Source organism: Aeromonas sp. 600276, assembly GCF_049175815.1.
GTDB lineage: Bacteria > Pseudomonadota > Gammaproteobacteria > Enterobacterales > Aeromonadaceae > Aeromonas > Aeromonas dhakensis.
This window is the reverse complement of the sequence record NZ_JAAKVU010000011.1, coordinates 1-17,932: the sequence shown is the minus strand read 5'-3', so window position 1 is coordinate 17,932 and position 17,932 is coordinate 1. Positions and strand designations below refer to the sequence as shown.

The window sequence follows — 17,932 nt, the reverse complement described above, 5'->3', positions numbered from 1 at the left end:
ATACATACATTCATAAATGTATGTAAGTGACTTTTTTTACTTTTACAAGGTGCGCAGAGAGATGGCCAGAAGAACCAAAGAAGAGGCGCAGCAGACCCGCTGCCACATCATGAGTACGGCCCTGGATCTGTTCTGCTCACAAGGCCTGGCCAAGACCAGCCTGACCGACATCGCCAGGGCCGCCGAGCTGACCCGGGGCGCCATTTACTGGCATTTCAAGAACAAGGAAGAGCTGTTCGTCTCCCTCTGGGAGGAGCTCTGTCAGCCCCTCTCCCACCAGCTCGATGCCTGCGTCTCCGAGCAGGAGCCTGACCCCCTCGGCAAGCTGCGCAGCTTCCTCAAGGGGGTGATCATCAAGATAAGCACCGAGCCCGCCCATCAGCAGATGTTCACCATACTGTTCAACCTGGAGTCGCTGGAGGGAGAAGCCATCTCACTGCGCGAGCACATGCGCAGCCAGTCCAATAACTTCTTCCGGGATCTGGAGATCACCCTGGGCAATGCGGTGCGCCTCGGCCAGCTGCCGCAGGAGCTGGATCTGCAACGTGCCGCCACCCTGCTGCACTGCACCCTGGATGGCTACATCATCAACTGGCTGCACTTCCCGGATCGCATCGACTTGCGCCAGGAGGCCGACTTTGTGCTGGACAACCTGTTCGCCCTGATCGCCCAGTCCGGCGGCCCGGCCACCCGCCGCACCTGACTCACAGTCGCTCAACACAGGTCCATCGGCCGGCGCAGACACTCCCCAGTTCCCTCCCCTTCCTTTGGCGCCCCGGCGCCAAATTCGCTCAAATTTGCTATAGTCACGCCCCCGAAACAGAGTAGCGTCCCCGAAAAAGTGCCCGCCATGTCCCGTTCGTCTCCCCATTGCCCGCCGATGTCCCTTGCCACCCCCTCAGCCGACCCACTGTCCGTCGCGCGTCAGCAGTTTCTGGCCTTGCTCCATTGTGGTGCCCATCTGCTGGAGGCGGGCTGCGGCGAAGGCGACGATCTCTGCTTCTTTCGCCAGCAGGGGCTGGTGGTGACGGCCTTCGATGCCCGCCTGGCGCAGGCCAGAGTAGCGTCGCGGCGCAGCGGTCAGCCGGTGCGGGTCTGCCGCATCGATCAGCTGCGCAGCGTGGTGCCCTATGACGGCATCTGGGCGCGCGGGGCATTGCCGCTGCTCGCGGCCAGCGAGCTCAGCAACGCGCTGGCGCACCTGGCTGGCCTGCTCAAGCCTGCCGGGCCGCTCTACTGCGCCTTTCCCCACCCCAGTGGCCAGCCGGCCTCCAGCGACGGCACGCCTGAAGCCGCCTCTCCCTTAGCCGAAGATCGCCTCTCCCGACTCGATGAGGAGGACCTGCGCCGGCTCATCGCCCCGCTGCCGCTGCAACTGCAGCAGTGCTGGGAGAGCGAGCAGACGGATGGCCGCTGGCTGCACGCCCTGCTGCTTCGCAGCTGAAGGGCCGCACCAAATTAATCACCCGCAGCACTTCGCGCTCACCTGGTCAGTGGCTATCACCACCACGATCACATTTAACAATATTTAACTCGACATTAACGCACCTAAGACAGACATGATGCGGATTTTGTGTTAAAAAGCGGCATTAAAATCAAAATTAAATAACAAATCAGACACTAACACCTGGATTTACTTATGAAACTTGTCCTCAAACTGGTTGCCGGCATCCTCGCCGGTCTCTTGCTCGGTCTCTACGCCCCTGAATGGGTCGCACGCGTGCTGTTTACGGCCAAGACAGTCATAGGTCAGCTGATCACCTTCACCATTCCGCTCATCATCCTCTTCTTCATCATGAGCGGCATCGCCAGCCTGCCGAAGAACTCCGGCAAGCTGCTGGGCAAGACGGTCGCCCTCTCCTACTGCTCCACCATACTGGCGGGGCTGTTCGCCTTTACCGTGGCCAGCAACCTGATCCCGCGTCTGACCAGCGCCGCCGAGTCCATCGCCGAGAGCGCCATCAAGCTCACCTCCTACATCAATCTGGAGATCCCGCCGCTGTTCGGGGTGATGTCGGCACTGGCCGCCGCCTTTGTGTTCGGCATCGGCATCAGCGCCACCCAGGCTACCGATCTGCGCCGGGTCGCCGATCAGGGCCGCGACATCATCGACCGCCTGCTGGCCAAGGTGATCATCCCGCTGCTGCCGTTTTACATCGCCGGCGTCTTCGTCGAGATGACGGTGGAAGGCACCGTCTTCGCCACCCTGAAGACCTTCGGCGTGGTGCTGGTGATGGCCATCATCATGCACTGGCTCTGGCTCTCCGTGCTGTTCGTCGGCACCGGTCTGGCCCTGGGCCGCTCCCCGGCTCAGCTCATCAAGAACATGCTGCCGGCCTACTTCACCGCCCTTGGCACTATGTCCAGCGCCGCCACCATCCCGGTCGCCCTGCAGGCCAGCAAGAACAACGGCGTGAGCGCCGGCATCGCCAACTTCACCGTGCCGCTGTGCGCCACCATTCACCTGTGTGGCTCCACCATCACCCTGGTGACCTGTGCCACCGCCGTGATGTTCCTCTCCGAGCATCTGGCCATTCCTGGCATCGGCACCATGCTGCCCTTCATCATGATGCTGGGTGTCATCATGATTGCCGCCCCGGGTGCCCCGGGTGGTGGCGTCATGTCCGCACTGGGCCTGCTCACCTCCATGCTGGGGTTCGGTGAGGCCTCCATCGCCCTGATGATCGCCCTCTACCTGGCCCAGGACAGCTTCGGCACCGCCTGCAACGTCACCGGCGACGGCGTCATCGCCCTGTGGGCCGACCGTTTCGCCCAGAGCGGCGAACCAGCCCTCAGCACCGAGCAAGACGCGGCCTGATAGAGCAAGCAGATAAAAAAACGGGAGCCGATGGCTCCCGTTTTTTGTTGACGCTCAGCGCTAATCAACCGCGGCGGCGGATCACCCCCTCCTGCGCCGTGCTCGCCACCAGCACCCCGTCGCGGGTGAAGAACTGGCCGCGCACCAGGCCACGACCGGCGCTGGCACTCGGGCTGTCCACCACGTAGAGCAGCCAGTCGTCCAGCCGGAAGTCTCGGTGGAACCACATGGAGTGGTCTATGGTGGCCACCTGCATGTCCGGCTCCCAGTACGACACCCCGTGGGGCTGCAGGGCGGTGAACAGGAAGTGGAAGTCGGAGGCATAGGCCAGCAGGTACTTGTGCACCCGCTGATCGTCCGGCATCTGGCCATTGGCCTTGAACCAGACGTGGCGCAGCGGCTCGTGCACGTCGGGGCGGATCGGGTCGACCAGGGTCACCGGGCGAATTTCGATGGGCTTCTCGCACATGATCTTGTCGCGCAGGGCGGGCGGGATCTGCTGCTCGTAGGGGCGCACCAGCTCCAGTTCGCTCTTGAGCTGCTCGGGGGGCGTGATCCCCGCCGGCATGGCGATCTGATGTTCAAACCCCTCGGCCTCGACCTGGAAGGAGGCGTTGAGATAGAAGATGGGCTTGCCGCCCTGAATGGCTTTGACCCGGCGGGTGGAGACGGTCTGACCGTCGCGGATGTTCTCCACGTCGTAGACGATGGGACGGTTGGCATCGCCGGGGCGCAGGAAGTAGGAGTGGAAGCTGTGCACCTGGCGATCGCTGGCCACCGTCTGCTTGGCAGCTGACAAGGCCTGCCCCATTACCTGTCCGCCAAACACGGCCCGCAGACCGAGATCCTGGCTCTGGCCCCGAAACAGGCCCTCCTCGATTTTTTCGAGCGCCAGCAACGCCAGCAGCTCATCAAGTACCTTGCTCATTATTATCTCCTGTGTCAGTGCCGGAAGGCTAACAAGCCCGCCCCCGCCGGGCAACCACCCCGGCCCCCGCCAGCTACCTGCCTGGCCCCATTAATTCAGCAATCTTGCACATTGAACAATAACGGACGCAGCAGGCGCCAACGAAAAGGCCCGCCGAAGAGGCGGGCCTTTTACAGTGCGACTTGGCGCTTACTTGCTACCGGTGCCGGAGTTGCGGGTCGAGGCTTGCGGCTTGCGACGGGCGGTAGTGGCGCGGGCGCGCGGCTCCTTGCCCTGCATCTCCTTGTGACGCTTGACGGCGCGACGGATCTGGGCGGCCTGCTTGTGGCGGCTGGCCTTGCCATCCTGCTGCAGATCGACCTTGGACTCGGTCTCCGGCGGCAGGTTGACCAAGCCGCGCAGGTAGTTCACCTCGGGCAGTTTGAGCTCCTGCCAGCCGCCGCGCGGGATGCCGCGATCCAGCTTGACGTCGCCATAGCGAATACGCATCAGGCGGCTCACCTGCACTTCCTGGGATTCCCACAGGCGGCGCACTTCACGGTTGCGACCCTCGGTCAGGGTAACGTTGAACCACTGGTTCAGACCCTCGCCGCCGGCCGGCTTGATCTTGTTGAACTTGGCCATGCCGTCTTCCAGCTGCACGCCCTTGCGCAGGCGCTGCAGCATGGCTTCGGTGATCTCGCCAAACACGCGCACCGCGTATTCCCGCTCCACTTCGTGGCTCGGGTGCATCAGCCGGTTGGCCAGCTCACCGTCTGTGGTGAACAGCAACAGACCTGAGGTGTTGACGTCGAGGCGGCCGACCGCGATCCAGCGGGCCCCTTCCATCTTGGGCAGACGATCAAACACGGTGGGGCGACCTTCCGGATCGTGACGGGTACACATCTCCCCTTCCGGCTTGTGGTAAGCCAGCACGCGGCAGATCACTTCCTCTGCGGCGCGGGTCTTGACCTGGTGACCATCCACCCGGATCACGGCGTTCACTTCGACGCGATCCCCCAGCGTGGCGACCTTGCCATCCACGCTGACCCGACCTGCGGTGATCAGGGCCTCCATCTCACGACGGGAGCCGTGACCCGCGCGGGCCAACACTTTTTGCAGTTTTTCACTCATCGGGGTTACCTGATTGTTGATCGCTGCCCGTCTCTGCCAACGTCAGAGTGGACAACGAGGGTTGCAGTTCGGGATCAAGCTCGGGAAGCTGCTCCAGACTCCGCAGATTAAAATAATCCAGAAATTCTCGGGTGGTGGCGAGCAGCTCCGGGCGACCCACCACCTCCTTGTGACCTATGCTGCGCACCCAGCCACGTTCTTTCAGGGTATTCACTATCTGGCTCGAGACCGCCACCCCGCGGATGGCTTCGATCTCGGCCCGGGTGATGGGCTGACGATAGGCGATCAACGTCAGCGTCTCCATCACGGCGCGCGAATAGCGCGGGGCCCGCTCGCTCCAGAGCCGCGAGAGCTCCTCGGCATACTCCTGGCGGGCCTGAAAGCGCCAGCCGGAGGCGACCTCTTTGAGCTCCACCCCCCGCTCGCTGTAATCCTGCCTGAGCTCCGCCAGCAGCAGCTGCACGTAGCGGCTGGTGACCGGGTAGTCCGCCAGCACGCTGCTCTTGAGCTCGCTGACGTTGAGCGGGCGCCCGGCAACGAACAGCGCCGCTTCGATCAGCGTCTTGAGTCGTTCAGCCGGCAGCGCCATGGTCCGCTCCTCGCATTATCGGCCGCAGCCGTTCAGTGGGCAGCGCCACGCTCACTCTCCTCATGCTGGCTGGCCAGGGCAAAGTGAATGGGCCCCAGGGGTTCCGCCTGCAGGATCCAGATCAGCTGCTCCTTGCAGAGCTCCAGCAGCGCCAGAAACGTCACCAGCACCCCCATGCGCCCCTCTTCGGCGCGCAGCACCTGCTCCAGGAGCAGGGTCTGGCCCAGCGAGAGCATGGCGAGGATCTCCGCCATGCGCACCCGGGTCGGGATCTGCTCGCGGCGGATCTGGTGATGTTCAAAATGAGTCGCGCGTTTTACCACACTTTGCATGTAAAGGGCGAGCTCAACCAGCGAAACATCGGGCGCCAGTGGTTTCAGATCGCCAAAATCCGGCACCATGGCGCTGGCGACAAAGATCTCCCGCTCCAGCCGCGGCAACTCGTTGACCCGCTCAGCCCCCACCTTGAAGCGCTCGTACTCCTGCAGCCGGCGGATGAGGGTGACACGGGGGTCTTCCCCCTCCTCTTCGTCCTCCAGCTCCGGCGCCTTGGGCAGCAGCATGCGGGATTTGATCTCCGCCAACCAGGCCGCCATCAGCAGGTACTCGGCCGCCAGCTCTAGATTGAGGCCCTGCATCAGCTCCACGTACTCCATGTACTGGGCGGTGATCTGCAGGATCGGCAGGTTGAGGATGTCGAGCTGCTGGCGCCGGATGAGGTAGAGCAAGAGATCGAGCGGCCCCTCGAAGGTATCGAGAAACACCTCCAGCGCATCGGGCGGGATGAACAAGTCTTGGGGCAGCTCGTGATAGGGCTGCCCCAGCACCCGGGCGATGGGAGAGAGCGCCGACGGTGCACCCTCTCCAGCCCCTGCGGGCGGCTGGGCGGCCGTCATGGCAACCGGTTCGACCGTATCACTCAAACGGAGTCGGGTCCCCGGCACCACGCCGACGCAGCACGGGTTCATCGTCGGAAAAGTCCACCACGGTAGTGGGCTGCTCGCCCAGATAACCGCCGTTGACCACCAGATCCAGCTGTTTGCCCAGCTTGTCGAAGATCTCCTCCGGGTCAAACTCCGCCATGTCAGATTCCGGCAGGATCAGGGTGGTGGAGAGCAGCGGCTCACCGAGGGCCTCCAGCAGCGCCTGGGCAATCTTGTTGTCCGGTACCCGGATGCCGATGCTCTTCTTCTTCTCGTTCATCAGGCGGCGCGGCACCTCTTTAGTGGCCTTGAAGATGAAGGTGTAGGGGCCGGGGGTGTTGTTCTTGATCAGGCGAAACGCACTGTTGTCCACCTTGGCATAGGTGGAGATCTCGGAGAGATCGCGGCACACCAGGGTGAAGTCGTGGTTGGGATCGATGCGGCGGATGCGGCAGATGCGCTCCAGCGCGCCCTTGTCGCCCATCTGGCAACCCAGTGCATAACCCGAATCGGTGGGATAGACGATGACGCCGCCATTCTGGATGATCTGCACCGCCTGGCTGATCAGACGGGCCTGGGGATTTTCCGGGTGTACGTAAAAGTGCTGACTCATGACTCGTTCTCGCAATGGGGGCAGCAATCGCTGCCCGCTTGATGGCCGCGAAGCCGGGCTTCACGACACTACCTTACTCTGTTTGGCACCCGTTGGCGCCTGCAATACCGGGGCGGTTACCGACTCGCCAGCAACTCTGCGTGTTGCTCAGTGGTAAGCCCGAAGTGACCGGGATAGGCCAGCCATACCGGCATCCCCTCCTTGGGCAACCAGAGGTGGCGACCCAATTCGGTCCAGTTGGAGGGGAAGTGAAAATCCGACCCCACCGAAATGTAGAGGTCGTGCTCTTTGGCCCACTGGCCGAGATTCGCCCGCTCCTGGGGGCTCTGCTGGGGCAGCGAGACCTCCATGGCATCCCCTCCGGCCGCCTTGAAGGCCACCAGCAGCCGCTTGATCCACTTGGCGGTGAGATCGTAGCGGCTCGGGTGGGCCAGCACAGCCAGGCCACCGGCGCCGTGAATGGCGCTGATCGCCGCGCCCATCTCGGGCCACTCGGCCGGCACATAGCCCTTGTTGCCCCGGCTCAGGTACTTCTTGAATACCTTCTGCATGTTGTCGGCCACCCCGCGCGCCACCAGCACCCGGGCAAAGTGGGCCCGGGTCACGGCCGCATCACCAGCCAGCTGCTTGGCCTCTTCATAGGTGCCAGGAATGAGACACTTCTCCAGACGACGCCCTATTTCCTGGGCGCGTGCTTCGCGACGAGCCTGTTGGCCGACCAGAAAATCGGTGAGCGCCACATTTTTTTCATCCACCCCCAGCGCCACGATATGGATCTCGTGATGCTCCCAGCCGGTGGAGATCTCGACCCCGCTCACCAGCCGCAGCGGCAGTTGCTCATTCTCGATGGTGCAGCGCACCTCATCAAGCCCGGCAAGGGTATCGTGGTCAGTAACTGCTAACACCTCGACCTGTTTTTCGGCGGCGCGGCGCACCAGTTCGGTGGGGCTCAGCACCCCGTCCGAGGCCGTGGAATGGCAGTGTAGATCGAATCTCATCAGATTATTCCGCTCTCGTGGTCAGGTCACCATGGGTACACATTCGGTGAAAGAAGGCTAAAAAGCGACTTGACTTGGCCGCGGCTTTATCGTTTTCTGTAGGCACTTCATTGCAAACATCTTTTTACAGGACTTTATCATGCAAACGACTTCCATCCTGACCATCTGGTGGTGGCACACTCCCTGACATGCGGGCGTGTGGTCGTTGCTGTACCTGTAAATCTGACAGCAAATAAAGAACCCAAAGAAAAAGCCCGCTGACCCCAGCGGGCTTTTTTATTATCCGGCAAATGGACCTGTGATGAAACCGAGAATTCAGACAAGCAAGCTGACCTGGCGATGGCGCCCCTGAACCAGCCACCCCGGACCCATTAAATTTTCAAGGAATTCAACGTCATGAACATCGGTAAACAGCATCACACGCAAGGGAACGCACTATGACAGCCAGCCATCGCCTTCCTCTGGGTGAATTCGATACCCTCACCCTCAACGCCCCCTATGTGGCCGATCCGCTGGCACTCTACAGCGAGCTCTGCCAGGGTCGCCCCAACAACCTGCTGCTGGAATCGGTGGAGATCGACTCCAAGGCGGGCAAACAGAGCCTGCTGCTGGTGGACGCCTGCCTGCGCATCGAGTGCCGTGGTCGCACCGTGCGGGTGCGCAGCCTCAACGACAACGGCGCCCAGCTGCAGAGCCTGCTGGCCGAACGCCTGCCCACCGCCGTTGCCCAGAGCCTGGTGGCCGGCGAGCTGCAGCTCGACTTCCCGGCCTCTGATCGGGAGCAAGACGAAGACAGCCGTCTCAAGGGGATCAGCGTGCTGGACGTGCTGCGCACCCTGCAACGGGAGCTTGATTGCCAGCTCGGCAAAGAGGCGCTGTTTATGGCCGGCAGCTTCGCCTACGACCTCATCGCCTCCTTTGAAGATCTGCCCGAAGTGCCAGAGGGGAGCAACGACTGCCCCGACTACTGCTTCTACGTGGCCGAGACCCTGATCACCATCGACCACATCGCGCGCTCCACTGCACTGCTCGCCTGCATCTTTGGCGGCGACAGCGACGAGAGCCGGGTGGAAGACAGATACCACCGCCTGAGCGAGCGTCTCGCCCAGTTCAAGCACGCCTGCCAGCAAGCCCCCGCGCAGGCACCGGCCACCCCGCCCCTCGTCGGCGGCATGAGCGTGGACAAGAGCGACAAGCAGTTCTGCGCCGAGGTGGAGAAGCTCAAGGGCTTCATTCGCCGCGGTGACATCTTCCAGGTGGTGCCGTCCCGCTGCTTCTCCCTCCCCTGCCCCAGCCCTGTCGCCGCCTATCGCCGCCTCAAGCAGACCAACCCCAGCCCCTACATGTTCTACGTGCAGGATGAGGGCTTCACCCTGTTTGGCGCCTCCCCCGAAAGCGCGGTGAAATTCTGCGCCACCAGCCGCGACGTGGAGATGTACCCCATCGCCGGTACCCGCCGCCGCGGCTTCAACCCCGATGGCAGCATCAACCGGGATCTCGACGGCCGCATCGAGCTGGAACTGCGTCAGGACGAGAAAGAGGTGGCCGAGCACCTGATGCTGGTAGATCTGGGCCGCAACGACATCGCCCGCATCTCCGAGCCGGGTACCCGCTACGTCAAGGAGCTGCTGAAAGTGGATCGCTACAGCCACGTGATGCATCTGGTCTCCAAGGTGGTCGGCACCTTGCGCGCCGACCTTGACGCCCTGCACGCCTATCAGGCCTGCATGAACATGGGCACCCTCACCGGCGCCCCCAAGATCCGCGCCAGCGAGCTTATTCGCATGGTGGAAGGCAAGCGCCGCGGCAGCTACGGCGGCGCGGTCGGCTACATCAACGGCGCCGGCGAGATGGATACCTGCATCGTCATTCGCTCCGCCTTTGTCAAAGCGGGTGTGGCCCATGTGCAAGCCGGTGCCGGGGTGGTCTATGACTCCAAGCCGCAAGCCGAAGCGGACGAGACCCGCGCCAAGGCGGCGGCCGTGCTGGCCGCCATCGCAGCCAGCCATGGCACCTCCCTGCAAGCCCTGAGCGCCCAGCAGGAGCAACATAAGGACGTGAGCCAATGAGTACTGGATCAACAGCCACTAATATCTTCCTGCTCGACAACTTCGACTCATTTACCTACAACCTCGTCGACCAGTTCCGCTCCCTCGGCTATCCGGTGCGGATCTACCGCAACAGCCTGCCGGCCAGCCGCATCATGAGCGAGATCGCCGCCTGCGAAGGGGATGCCGTACTGGTGCTCTCACCGGGCCCGGGCGCCCCCCATGAGGCGGGTTGCCTGATTGATCTGATCAAGCTGGCCCGTGGTCAGGTGCCCATCCTCGGTATCTGCCTCGGTCATCAGGCTCTGTGCGAAGCCTACGGCGGCACCGTCGGCGCGGCGGGCGAAATCGTCCACGGCAAGCGTTCCCTGATTGAGCACAACGGCCACGGCGCCTTCGCGGGGCTGCAAAGCCCCTTGCCGGTGGCCCGCTACCACTCGCTGGTCGCCACCTATGTGCCGGAAGAGCTGACTGTGATTGCCCACTATCAGGGCATGCCCATGGCCATCGAGCAACAGGATGAGCGGGTGCTGGGCTTCCAGTTCCACCCGGAATCCATCATGACCTCGGAAGGGGCCCGTCTGCTGACCCAGGCGCTCGCCCATATCACCCGTCCAGTTAGCAGTGTGCGGTAAGGAGACCAACATGCATCATCATCTCAACACCCTCTACCAGGGTCAGTCTCTGAGCCGTGAAAGTACCCGCGACGCCTTCGGCCAGGTGGTTCGTGGCGAAGTGGATCCCATCGTGCTCGCCAGTCTGTTGACCGCCCTCAAGATCAAGGGGGAGACCCCGGAGGAGATCGCCGGCGCCGCCGAGGCCCTCTTGGCAGAAGCGCGCGACTTCCCGCGTCCGGACTATGAGTTCTGCGACATCGTCGGCACCGGTGGCGATGGTCTCAACACCATCAACGTTTCCACCACCTCGGCGCTGGTCGCCGCCGCCTGCGGCCTGAAAGTGGCCAAGCACGGCAACCGCTCGGTCTCGAGCAAGTCGGGGTCGAGCGATCTGCTGGACAAGATGGGCATCAAGCTCGACATGAGCCCGGCCCAGGCGCGCCGCTGCCTGGATGAGCTCGGCATCTGCTTTTTGTTCGCCCCCCAGTATCACGCTGGCGTGCGCCACGCCATGCCGGTGCGCCAGGCCCTCAAGACCCGCACCCTGTTCAACGTGCTGGGGCCGCTTATCAACCCGGCTCGCCCCACCTATCAGCTGATGGGAGTCTATGCCCCCGAGCTGGTGCGTCCCATCGCCGAAACCCTGCTGGCACTGGGGCTGAAAACCGGTATGGTGGTGCACGGTGCCGGCCTTGACGAGATTGCCATCCACGGTCCGACCCAGGTGGCCCAGATCCATGATGGCGAGATCCGCGAGTTTCTGCTCACCCCGGCTGACTTTGGCCTCGAGACCTATCCGGTCAGCGCCATTCAGGGGGGAGAGCCTGAAGAGAACCGCGCCATCACCGCCGCCATTCTGGAAGGGCGTGGCACCCCGGCCCACAACGCAGCCATCGCCGCCAACGTGGCTCCACTGCTACTGATGGCGGGCAAAGCGAAGGATCTCAAGAGCGCGGCGGCCCAGGTGCTGGCGGTGCTGGCAAGCGGCAAAACGGCGGATCTGGCTGCTCGGCTGGCCACTTTGAGCCATCAGGAGGCATGATGTCAGCCACGACTCTACACAGCAGTCATTCAGAACGCCCAACCGGCAATAACCAGCTTCGCAAGGATAACGAGATGTCAGACCTTATTGCCCCCCATGCTTTTCTGAACATGGCCTCCATCAGCCAGACCATTCTCGGCAAAATCGTGGCGGCCAAGCAGGAGTGGGTCGCCGCCCGCAAGCTGGCCCAGCCGCTGGAGAGCTTCGAGAGCGCGCTGACCCCAAGCGATCGGGATTTCGTCGGGGCGCTCAAGGCGGGCTCCACCCGCTTCATTCTGGAGTGCAAGAAGGCCTCCCCCTCCAAGGGCTTGATCCGCGACGATTTCAGCCCGGAGGCCATCGCCGATATCTATGGCAAATACGCCACTGCCATCTCGGTGCTGACCGACGAGAAGTTCTTTCAGGGGGATTTTGCTTATCTAAGCCGGGTGCGCAGTCGCGTCAGCCAGCCGGTGCTCTGCAAGGATTTCATGATTGACCCCTATCAGGTCTATCTGGCCCGCCACTATCAGGCGGACGCCATCCTGCTGATGCTCTCGGTGCTCACCGACGAGGGCTATCGCGCCCTGTTCGCCGTCGCCAAGGCGCTGGGCCTTGGCGTGCTCACCGAGGTGAGCAACGAGGAGGAGCTGACCCGCGCCATCGCGCTGGGGGCGCCGGTGATTGGCATCAACAACCGGGACCTGCGGGATTTGAGCGTCGACCTCGCCCGCACCAAACTGCTGGCCAAAGACATTCCAAGCGATCGGGTAGTGATCAGCGAGTCCGGCATCAACCACCGCGCTCAGGTGGCGGATCTGCGCCACCATGCCAAGGGCTTCCTGGTGGGCTCTTCCCTGATGGCCGAGCCGGATCTGGAGGCGGCGGTGCGCAAGCTCACTCTGGGCCAGAACAAGGTGTGCGGCCTGACCCGCGCCGAGGACGCCGCCGCAGCCCATCAGGCAGGCGCGGTATTTGGCGGCTTGATCTTCGTAGCCAAAAGCCCGCGTTATGTGGACATTCCCGCCGCCCGCGCCGTGATGGCGGGCGCGCCGCTCTCTTACGTCGGGGTATTTCGCAACGCCCAGCCCGCCACCATCGTCAAGACGGTGGAGACTCTGAACTTGGCGGCAGTCCAGCTGCACGGGGATGAAGATGCCGCCTATATCGAGACGCTGCGCCCACTGCTACCGGCTGGCTGCCAGATCTGGAAGGCCGTTGGAGTCACAAGTGGTGAGCCGCTGCCCGCCCTCGACTATCCGGCCGATCGCCTGCTGCTGGATACCAAAGTAGGCAGCCAGAGCGGCGGTACCGGTCAGGCGTTCGACTGGGCCCTGCTGGCCCATCTCGATAAAGCCAAGCTGATGTTGGCGGGCGGCCTTAACCCCGACAACGCCCTGCAAGCGACGCAAGTGGGCTGCCTCGGCCTTGATTTCAACTCCGGGGTGGAGAATGCCCCGGGCCAGAAGGATGCACACAAGCTGGCGGCCGCGTTTGCCGCCCTGCGCCAACTGTAAGCGCGCCCTGTGAGGCCGCCACTGAATCACCGTTTCGTAATTGATGTTCCGTTTTCGACTCAAGGTATAAGGAAGAAACCATGACCCTGCTCAACCCGTTTTTTGGTGAATTTGGCGGCATGTACGTGCCCCAGATCCTCATCCCCGCCCTGCTCCAGCTGGAGAAGGCCTTCGTCGACGCCAAGGATGATCCGGCCTTTATCGCCGAGTTTCAGACCTTGCTGACCGAGTATGCCGGTCGCCCGACCCCGCTCACCCTGACTCGCAACCTGACCAAGGGCACCAAGACCCGCCTCTATCTGAAGCGTGAAGACCTGCTGCACGGCGGCGCCCACAAGACCAACCAGGTGCTGGGTCAGGCGCTGCTGGCCAAGCGGATGGGCAAGAAAGAGATCATCGCCGAGACCGGCGCCGGTCAGCACGGCGTTGCCACCGCGCTGGCCTGCGCCCTGCTCGGCCTCAAGTGCCGGGTCTATATGGGTGCCAAGGATTGCGAGCGCCAGAAGCCCAACGTCTTTCGCATGAAGCTGATGGGCGCCACCGTCATTCCGGTGCACTCAGGCTCCAGCACCCTGAAAGATGCCTGCAACGAGGCGCTGCGCGACTGGGCCGCCAACTACGAGTCGGCCCACTACCTGCTCGGCACCGCCGCCGGCCCACACCCCTTCCCCACTATCGTGCGGGAGTTCCAGAAGATGATCGGCGAAGAGGCCAAGGCCCAGTGCTTCGAGAAGGAAGAGCGGCTGCCCGATGCGGTGATCGCCTGCGTCGGCGGCGGCTCGAACGCCATCGGCATGTTTGCCGACTTTATCGATGAGCCGTCGGTGCGCCTCATCGGCGTCGAGCCGGGTGGTCACGGTATCGAGAGCGGCGAGCACGGCGCGCCGCTCGGTCACGGCAGCAAGGGGGTCTTCTTTGGCATGCACTCCTACCTGATGCAGGACACCCAGGGCCAAATTCAGGAGTCCTACTCCGTCTCGGCGGGGCTGGACTTCCCCTCCGTCGGCCCGCAGCACGCCCACCTGGCCGCCATCGGCCGCGCCGAGTACCCCTCGGTGACCGACAAGGAGGCGCTTGACGCCTTCCAGGAGCTGGCCAAATCCGAAGGCATCATACCGGCGCTGGAGTCCTCCCACGCGCTGGCCCACGCCCTCAAGATGGCCCGCAGTGAACCGGAAAAAGAGCAGGTGCTTATCGTCAACCTCTCCGGCCGTGGCGACAAAGATATCTTCACCGTGGCAGACATTTTTGAAAAAGAAGGAACCTTGTCATGAACCGTTACGCACAACTCTTCTCCCGTCTGGATGAAGCCAATCAGGGCGCCTTTGTGCCGTTCGTGATGCTGGGTGACCCGACTCCCGAATTGTCGCTGGCCATCGTCGATGCGCTGGTCGCAGGGGGCGCCGATGCCCTCGAACTCGGCATTCCCTTCTCCGATCCGGTGGCGGACGGCCCCACCATTCAGGGTGCCGCCCTGCGGGCCTTTGCCAGCCACACCACCCCGGACGACTGCTTCGAGCTGCTCGGCCGCATCCGCGCCAAGTACCCGCAGTTGCCTATTGGCCTGCTGGTCTACGCCAACCTGGTTTATGTGCGCAAAATTGACGGCTTCTATGAGAAGTGCCAGCAGGCCGGCGTGGACTCGGTGCTGGTGGCCGACGTGCCGGTACAGATGTGCGCCCCCTACAAGGCGGCTGCCGACAAGTTCGGTATCGACAGCATCTTTATCGCCCCACCCAATGGAGATGCCGAAACCCTGCAACAGGTGGCGGTGCTCGGCAATGGCTACACCTATCTGGTGAGCCGCGCTGGCGTCACCGGTGCCGAGACCAAGGCCGGCATGCCGGTGGAGGGGCTGATCAATACCCTGCGCGAGTTCAACGCTCCCCCCGCCCTGCTCGGCTTTGGCATCAGCGAACCGGCTCAGGTGCGTGAAGCCATCGCCGCCGGCGCCGCCGGTGCCATCTCCGGCTCCGCCGTGGTGAAGATCATCGAGACCCACCACCAGAACCCGGAGCATATGCTGACCCGTCTGAAAGAGTTTGTGGAAGGGATGAAGGCTGCGACCAATCGATAAGGGGCGGCATTGGTCAAATGCCATTGGCCATGTCTGCGAAAAGGGAGCCTGATAGGCTCCCTTTCTATTTCCTGCTTGTTGCCGCTCCCAGCGTCTTTGTCCCCTCTCCCCTTGGGAGAGGGCTAGGGTGAGGGGAATTCCCGCTATTCAGCTCACCCACCAGCCAACTAGAACGGCAGTTGCTCACTAATTCATTGAACCAGCTCAGATTTCTATCAGCCCCCCCTTCCCATGCCTCGTTCAGGGCCCTTAAGATAGCCAAACAACAATCCATCTCTCGGGAGAGCACCATGGCTGCGATTGTTGCTTTCTCGCAGGTTAAAAGCAGCGGGCTGGGGGCTGAAACCCAGGGGCGGTAGCCTGTGAGGGCTTACCATAGCCAACTCCTCAACGGTTTCTTTATACGATGCTAACTGCTGACATTAAAAGAGGATGTCAAGCAATTACGCCTACGTATAAGAGGCAGGCTGGCAATGTTGTAATTTTATTTTTATGTGACCATGAGAACAGAGCAAAGTTATATTTACGACAATTTTATCTGATAAGTTATTTCGACCATCTAATTAATGTCATGTGTAAAAGGGGGTATTCGATTTGGCATCAAAAATTACACCTCGACTAATAGAATTGACATATGAGGCAGTTCTTAAGTCCTATTGGCGTCGGAATGCCTTGAAAAAATTTTTGCTTGCATCACACGTCAAAGAGAGTTTTTTAGCTGCGTGGTCAAACGATGAATCTAAGCGTGATTTGCTTGACCAGCTTTTCCTGAAATTGCAAGCAACAGATACTGGCAAAGTAGTAATTTTTGAAATGGCAAGAAGCCTGTCAGAACAAGCGACATTCCCGGATCTGAGAAACTGGGAAGATTCTGCTAAAAAAATCCAAGAAGCACATAAAGCTGTCCAAGAGCTTAAGGCGTATCTCAGACAACAAGATGAAGAAATAAAAAGTGAAAAAGCTAGAAAAGAAGCACAAGAGCGTGCTCGGGAGCAAAGAAAAGTAATCCAACGCTCACGAACGGATAAAGCAAAACTACAGCAACAGCTTGATGCAATGCACCCCAAGGTCGGTACCCAAGAAGGGGGGTACGAATTTGAAGAGTGGTTCTACAAGCTTCTTGATTTCTGTGAAATAATAAATAGAAAGCCTTATACAAGTGGTGGGCGACAAATCGATGGGTCGATGACCCTTGAAGGCACTACATATTTTGTTGAATTAAAGTTTACAAAAGATCAGTCTGGCGCACCGGATATTGACTCATTAAAGGCGAAGGTTCATAAAATGGCCGACAACACCATGGGGATAATGGTGTCAATCTCTGGCTATAGCAGTACAGCAGTTGCGGATGCTTCGGGTAGTAAAACACCACTGCTAATAATGGATGCTAGTCATTTGTATATGTTTTTATCTGGTGCAATGGAGTTCGGGGAAATCGTATCGAGAGTGAGGCGTCATGCCTCACAAACAGGTGAAGCATACTTGCCAATCAATAAGTTCAATGGATAAAGTTTGCGTAACAATAGGCTTCAACCGTCACCCAATATATTAGATCGCTTTTTGGATTAGCTGAGCTAAAGTACTAAACCTCTAGGGAGTTAAGTCATGCATCTTCTGGCACAGATAGCAGAGGAAATAAATAAAAAAGCTTATGCATACGAAGTTGGTAATTTACAAAATATCCGTAAAAAAATTGGTGGCCTGTCTCGAATACCATCGAGCCAACTTTTCGATCAAAGGACTGTATTTGAAGAATGGGGCTGGCACTATGGTGGTAGAAAGGAACTACAGTTTAACATTGGCATTGAAGGAGATTATCTTCGGTATGGAGTAGCTTTCTCACTTGAGTGCAGCCAGTCCCTACCCAGCATAGATATTTTAAGACCAAAAATATTGCTATTTAATGAGTATTTATCTGAATATGGAGAACACTTCTCTGACTTAAGAATGTGGCACTACAAAATCCATAGAAGTGAAGATTATATGCCCTCACCAATCCCGGAAGAGCTAGCTCAAGAGGGAGTTTTTATATTTCTAGGAGAAAAGCAAAACAAACACAGTATAAACTACTCTCTTATCCTCGAAACATTAAACCGACTATTGCCACTTTACCTTTTCACTGAAAAGGCAGAACATAAGATTTACAATAAATCTAATAAATTTGGATTTAATTTTAAAACGGGTTGTTCAACAAAGGCTTCTTCTACGTCAGGCTCTGTAGCAGAAAAGAAACTAAACATACGATTGCGACATAATGATCTTCAGTACAAACTATATACTGAACTCTCTGAAACATATGGAGAGGATAATGTTGGCACAGAAATCAAAATTAATGGTTTAAGCATTGATCTCGTTGTGAAAAATGATGGTGGATACTGGTTCTATGAAATAAAAACTTCATCCACAGCTAAGGCATGCATACGACAATCTTTAGGTCAAATCATGGAGTATTCATATTGGCCAGGTCATCAGCAGGCAAAAAAATTAGTTATTGTTGGTGAGGCAATGGCAACCGAAGAGGAAACAAAATATCTTGATTTTTTGCGCAAAAAATTTCACATACCAATTGAGTACCGAACAATTAATACCTAACAATTGTACAGATCTAGTTATCACCTGACACCGGCCTCAAACCGGTGTCTTGTTTACGCTACTTTAGTGCGCACTTCC

At 59.8% G+C, this 17,932-nt stretch carries 17 protein-coding genes; 11 read left to right on the top strand and 6 right to left on the bottom strand.

Features of this window, described 5'->3' with window-relative positions; translation table 11 throughout:
- Nucleotides 1-61 precede the first annotated feature (61 nt).
- The 3 genes from G5134_RS12320 to G5134_RS12310 all read left to right on the top strand — a co-directional run bounded on the left by G5134_RS12320 (nt 62) and on the right by G5134_RS12310 (nt 2,818).
- The gene (locus G5134_RS12320) at nt 62-703 is read left to right on the top strand and encodes a TetR family transcriptional regulator (protein WP_029305789.1); all 642 of its coding nucleotides are present in this window, start codon (nt 62-64) and stop codon (nt 701-703) included.
- Between the two features lie 237 nt (nt 704-940).
- Nucleotides 941-1,444, top strand: coding sequence for a methyltransferase domain-containing protein (locus G5134_RS12315; RefSeq protein ID WP_193557976.1), 504 nt, complete (start codon nt 941-943; stop codon nt 1,442-1,444).
- Between the two features lie 195 nt (nt 1,445-1,639).
- Complete coding sequence (locus G5134_RS12310) at nt 1,640-2,818, top strand: dicarboxylate/amino acid:cation symporter (RefSeq protein ID WP_421232043.1); 1,179 nt, start codon at nt 1,640-1,642, stop codon at nt 2,816-2,818.
- Nucleotides 2,819-2,882: 64 nt separating this feature from the next.
- Here the strand turns inward: G5134_RS12310 and tesB are convergent, their stop codons facing one another.
- The 6 genes from tesB to rnm form a co-directional block, all read right to left on the bottom strand.
- A complete protein-coding gene (tesB, locus tag G5134_RS12305) occupies nt 2,883-3,746 on the bottom strand; it encodes an acyl-CoA thioesterase II (RefSeq protein WP_024942564.1) in 864 nt (287 codons plus the stop codon).
- 189 nt (nt 3,747-3,935) lie between these two features.
- The gene (gene rluB / locus G5134_RS12300; RefSeq protein WP_005302885.1) at nt 3,936-4,859 is read right to left on the bottom strand and encodes a 23S rRNA pseudouridine(2605) synthase RluB; all 924 of its coding nucleotides are present in this window, start codon (nt 4,857-4,859) and stop codon (nt 3,936-3,938) included.
- Nucleotides 4,852-5,448 carry an SMC-Scp complex subunit ScpB gene (scpB, locus tag G5134_RS12295; RefSeq protein WP_017783927.1) on the bottom strand — a complete coding sequence of 199 codons (597 nt, stop codon included), beginning with the start codon at nt 5,446-5,448 and terminating at the stop codon, nt 4,852-4,854. Before scpB ends, rluB begins: the two co-directional genes overlap by 8 nt.
- Before the next feature lie 32 nt (nt 5,449-5,480).
- Nucleotides 5,481-6,416: a segregation and condensation protein A gene (locus G5134_RS12290; RefSeq protein WP_421232042.1), complete on the bottom strand. Its 936-nt coding sequence runs from the start codon at nt 6,414-6,416 to the stop codon at nt 5,481-5,483.
- Complete coding sequence (locus G5134_RS12285; RefSeq protein WP_005302891.1) at nt 6,364-6,984, bottom strand: L-threonylcarbamoyladenylate synthase; 621 nt, start codon at nt 6,982-6,984, stop codon at nt 6,364-6,366. The genes G5134_RS12290 and G5134_RS12285 overlap by 53 nt, the downstream gene beginning before the upstream one ends.
- Before the next feature lie 116 nt (nt 6,985-7,100).
- On the bottom strand, nt 7,101-7,982 hold the full coding sequence (rnm, locus tag G5134_RS12280; protein ID WP_017780787.1) for an RNase RNM: 882 nt from the start codon (nt 7,980-7,982) through the stop codon (nt 7,101-7,103).
- 437 nt (nt 7,983-8,419) lie between these two features.
- Between rnm and G5134_RS12275 the strand changes: the two genes are divergently transcribed.
- The 8 genes from G5134_RS12275 (at nt 8,420) to G5134_RS12240 (ending at nt 17,854) form a co-directional block, all read left to right on the top strand.
- Nucleotides 8,420-10,051, top strand: a complete 1,632-nt coding sequence (locus G5134_RS12275) for an anthranilate synthase component 1 (RefSeq protein ID WP_421232041.1) — start codon at nt 8,420-8,422, stop codon at nt 10,049-10,051.
- A complete protein-coding gene (locus G5134_RS12270; RefSeq protein WP_017780789.1) occupies nt 10,048-10,665 on the top strand; it encodes an aminodeoxychorismate/anthranilate synthase component II in 618 nt (205 codons plus the stop codon). Before G5134_RS12275 ends, G5134_RS12270 begins: the two co-directional genes overlap by 4 nt.
- Nucleotides 10,666-10,675: 10 nt before the next feature.
- Nucleotides 10,676-11,689, top strand: a complete 1,014-nt coding sequence (gene trpD, locus G5134_RS12265) for an anthranilate phosphoribosyltransferase (RefSeq protein ID WP_421232040.1) — start codon at nt 10,676-10,678, stop codon at nt 11,687-11,689.
- Entirely contained in the window at nt 11,689-13,185 is a 1,497-nt protein-coding gene (gene trpCF, locus G5134_RS12260) for a bifunctional indole-3-glycerol-phosphate synthase TrpC/phosphoribosylanthranilate isomerase TrpF (RefSeq protein ID WP_408840037.1), read from the top strand. Before trpD ends, trpCF begins: the two co-directional genes overlap by 1 nt.
- Nucleotides 13,186-13,265: 80 nt before the next feature.
- Nucleotides 13,266-14,459 (top strand): tryptophan synthase subunit beta, encoded by a 1,194-nt coding sequence (gene trpB, locus G5134_RS12255; protein WP_017410364.1) that lies wholly within the window; start codon nt 13,266-13,268, stop codon nt 14,457-14,459.
- Nucleotides 14,456-15,262: a tryptophan synthase subunit alpha gene (trpA, locus tag G5134_RS12250; RefSeq protein WP_421232039.1), complete on the top strand. Its 807-nt coding sequence runs from the start codon at nt 14,456-14,458 to the stop codon at nt 15,260-15,262. Before trpB ends, trpA begins: the two co-directional genes overlap by 4 nt.
- Before the next feature lie 672 nt (nt 15,263-15,934).
- Nucleotides 15,935-16,771: a restriction endonuclease gene (locus G5134_RS12245; RefSeq protein ID WP_421232038.1), complete on the top strand. Its 837-nt coding sequence runs from the start codon at nt 15,935-15,937 to the stop codon at nt 16,769-16,771.
- Between the two features lie 96 nt (nt 16,772-16,867).
- Nucleotides 16,868-17,854 carry a hypothetical protein gene (locus G5134_RS12240; RefSeq protein ID WP_279972040.1) on the top strand — a complete coding sequence of 329 codons (987 nt, stop codon included), beginning with the start codon at nt 16,868-16,870 and terminating at the stop codon, nt 17,852-17,854.
- Nucleotides 17,855-17,932 lie beyond the last annotated feature (78 nt).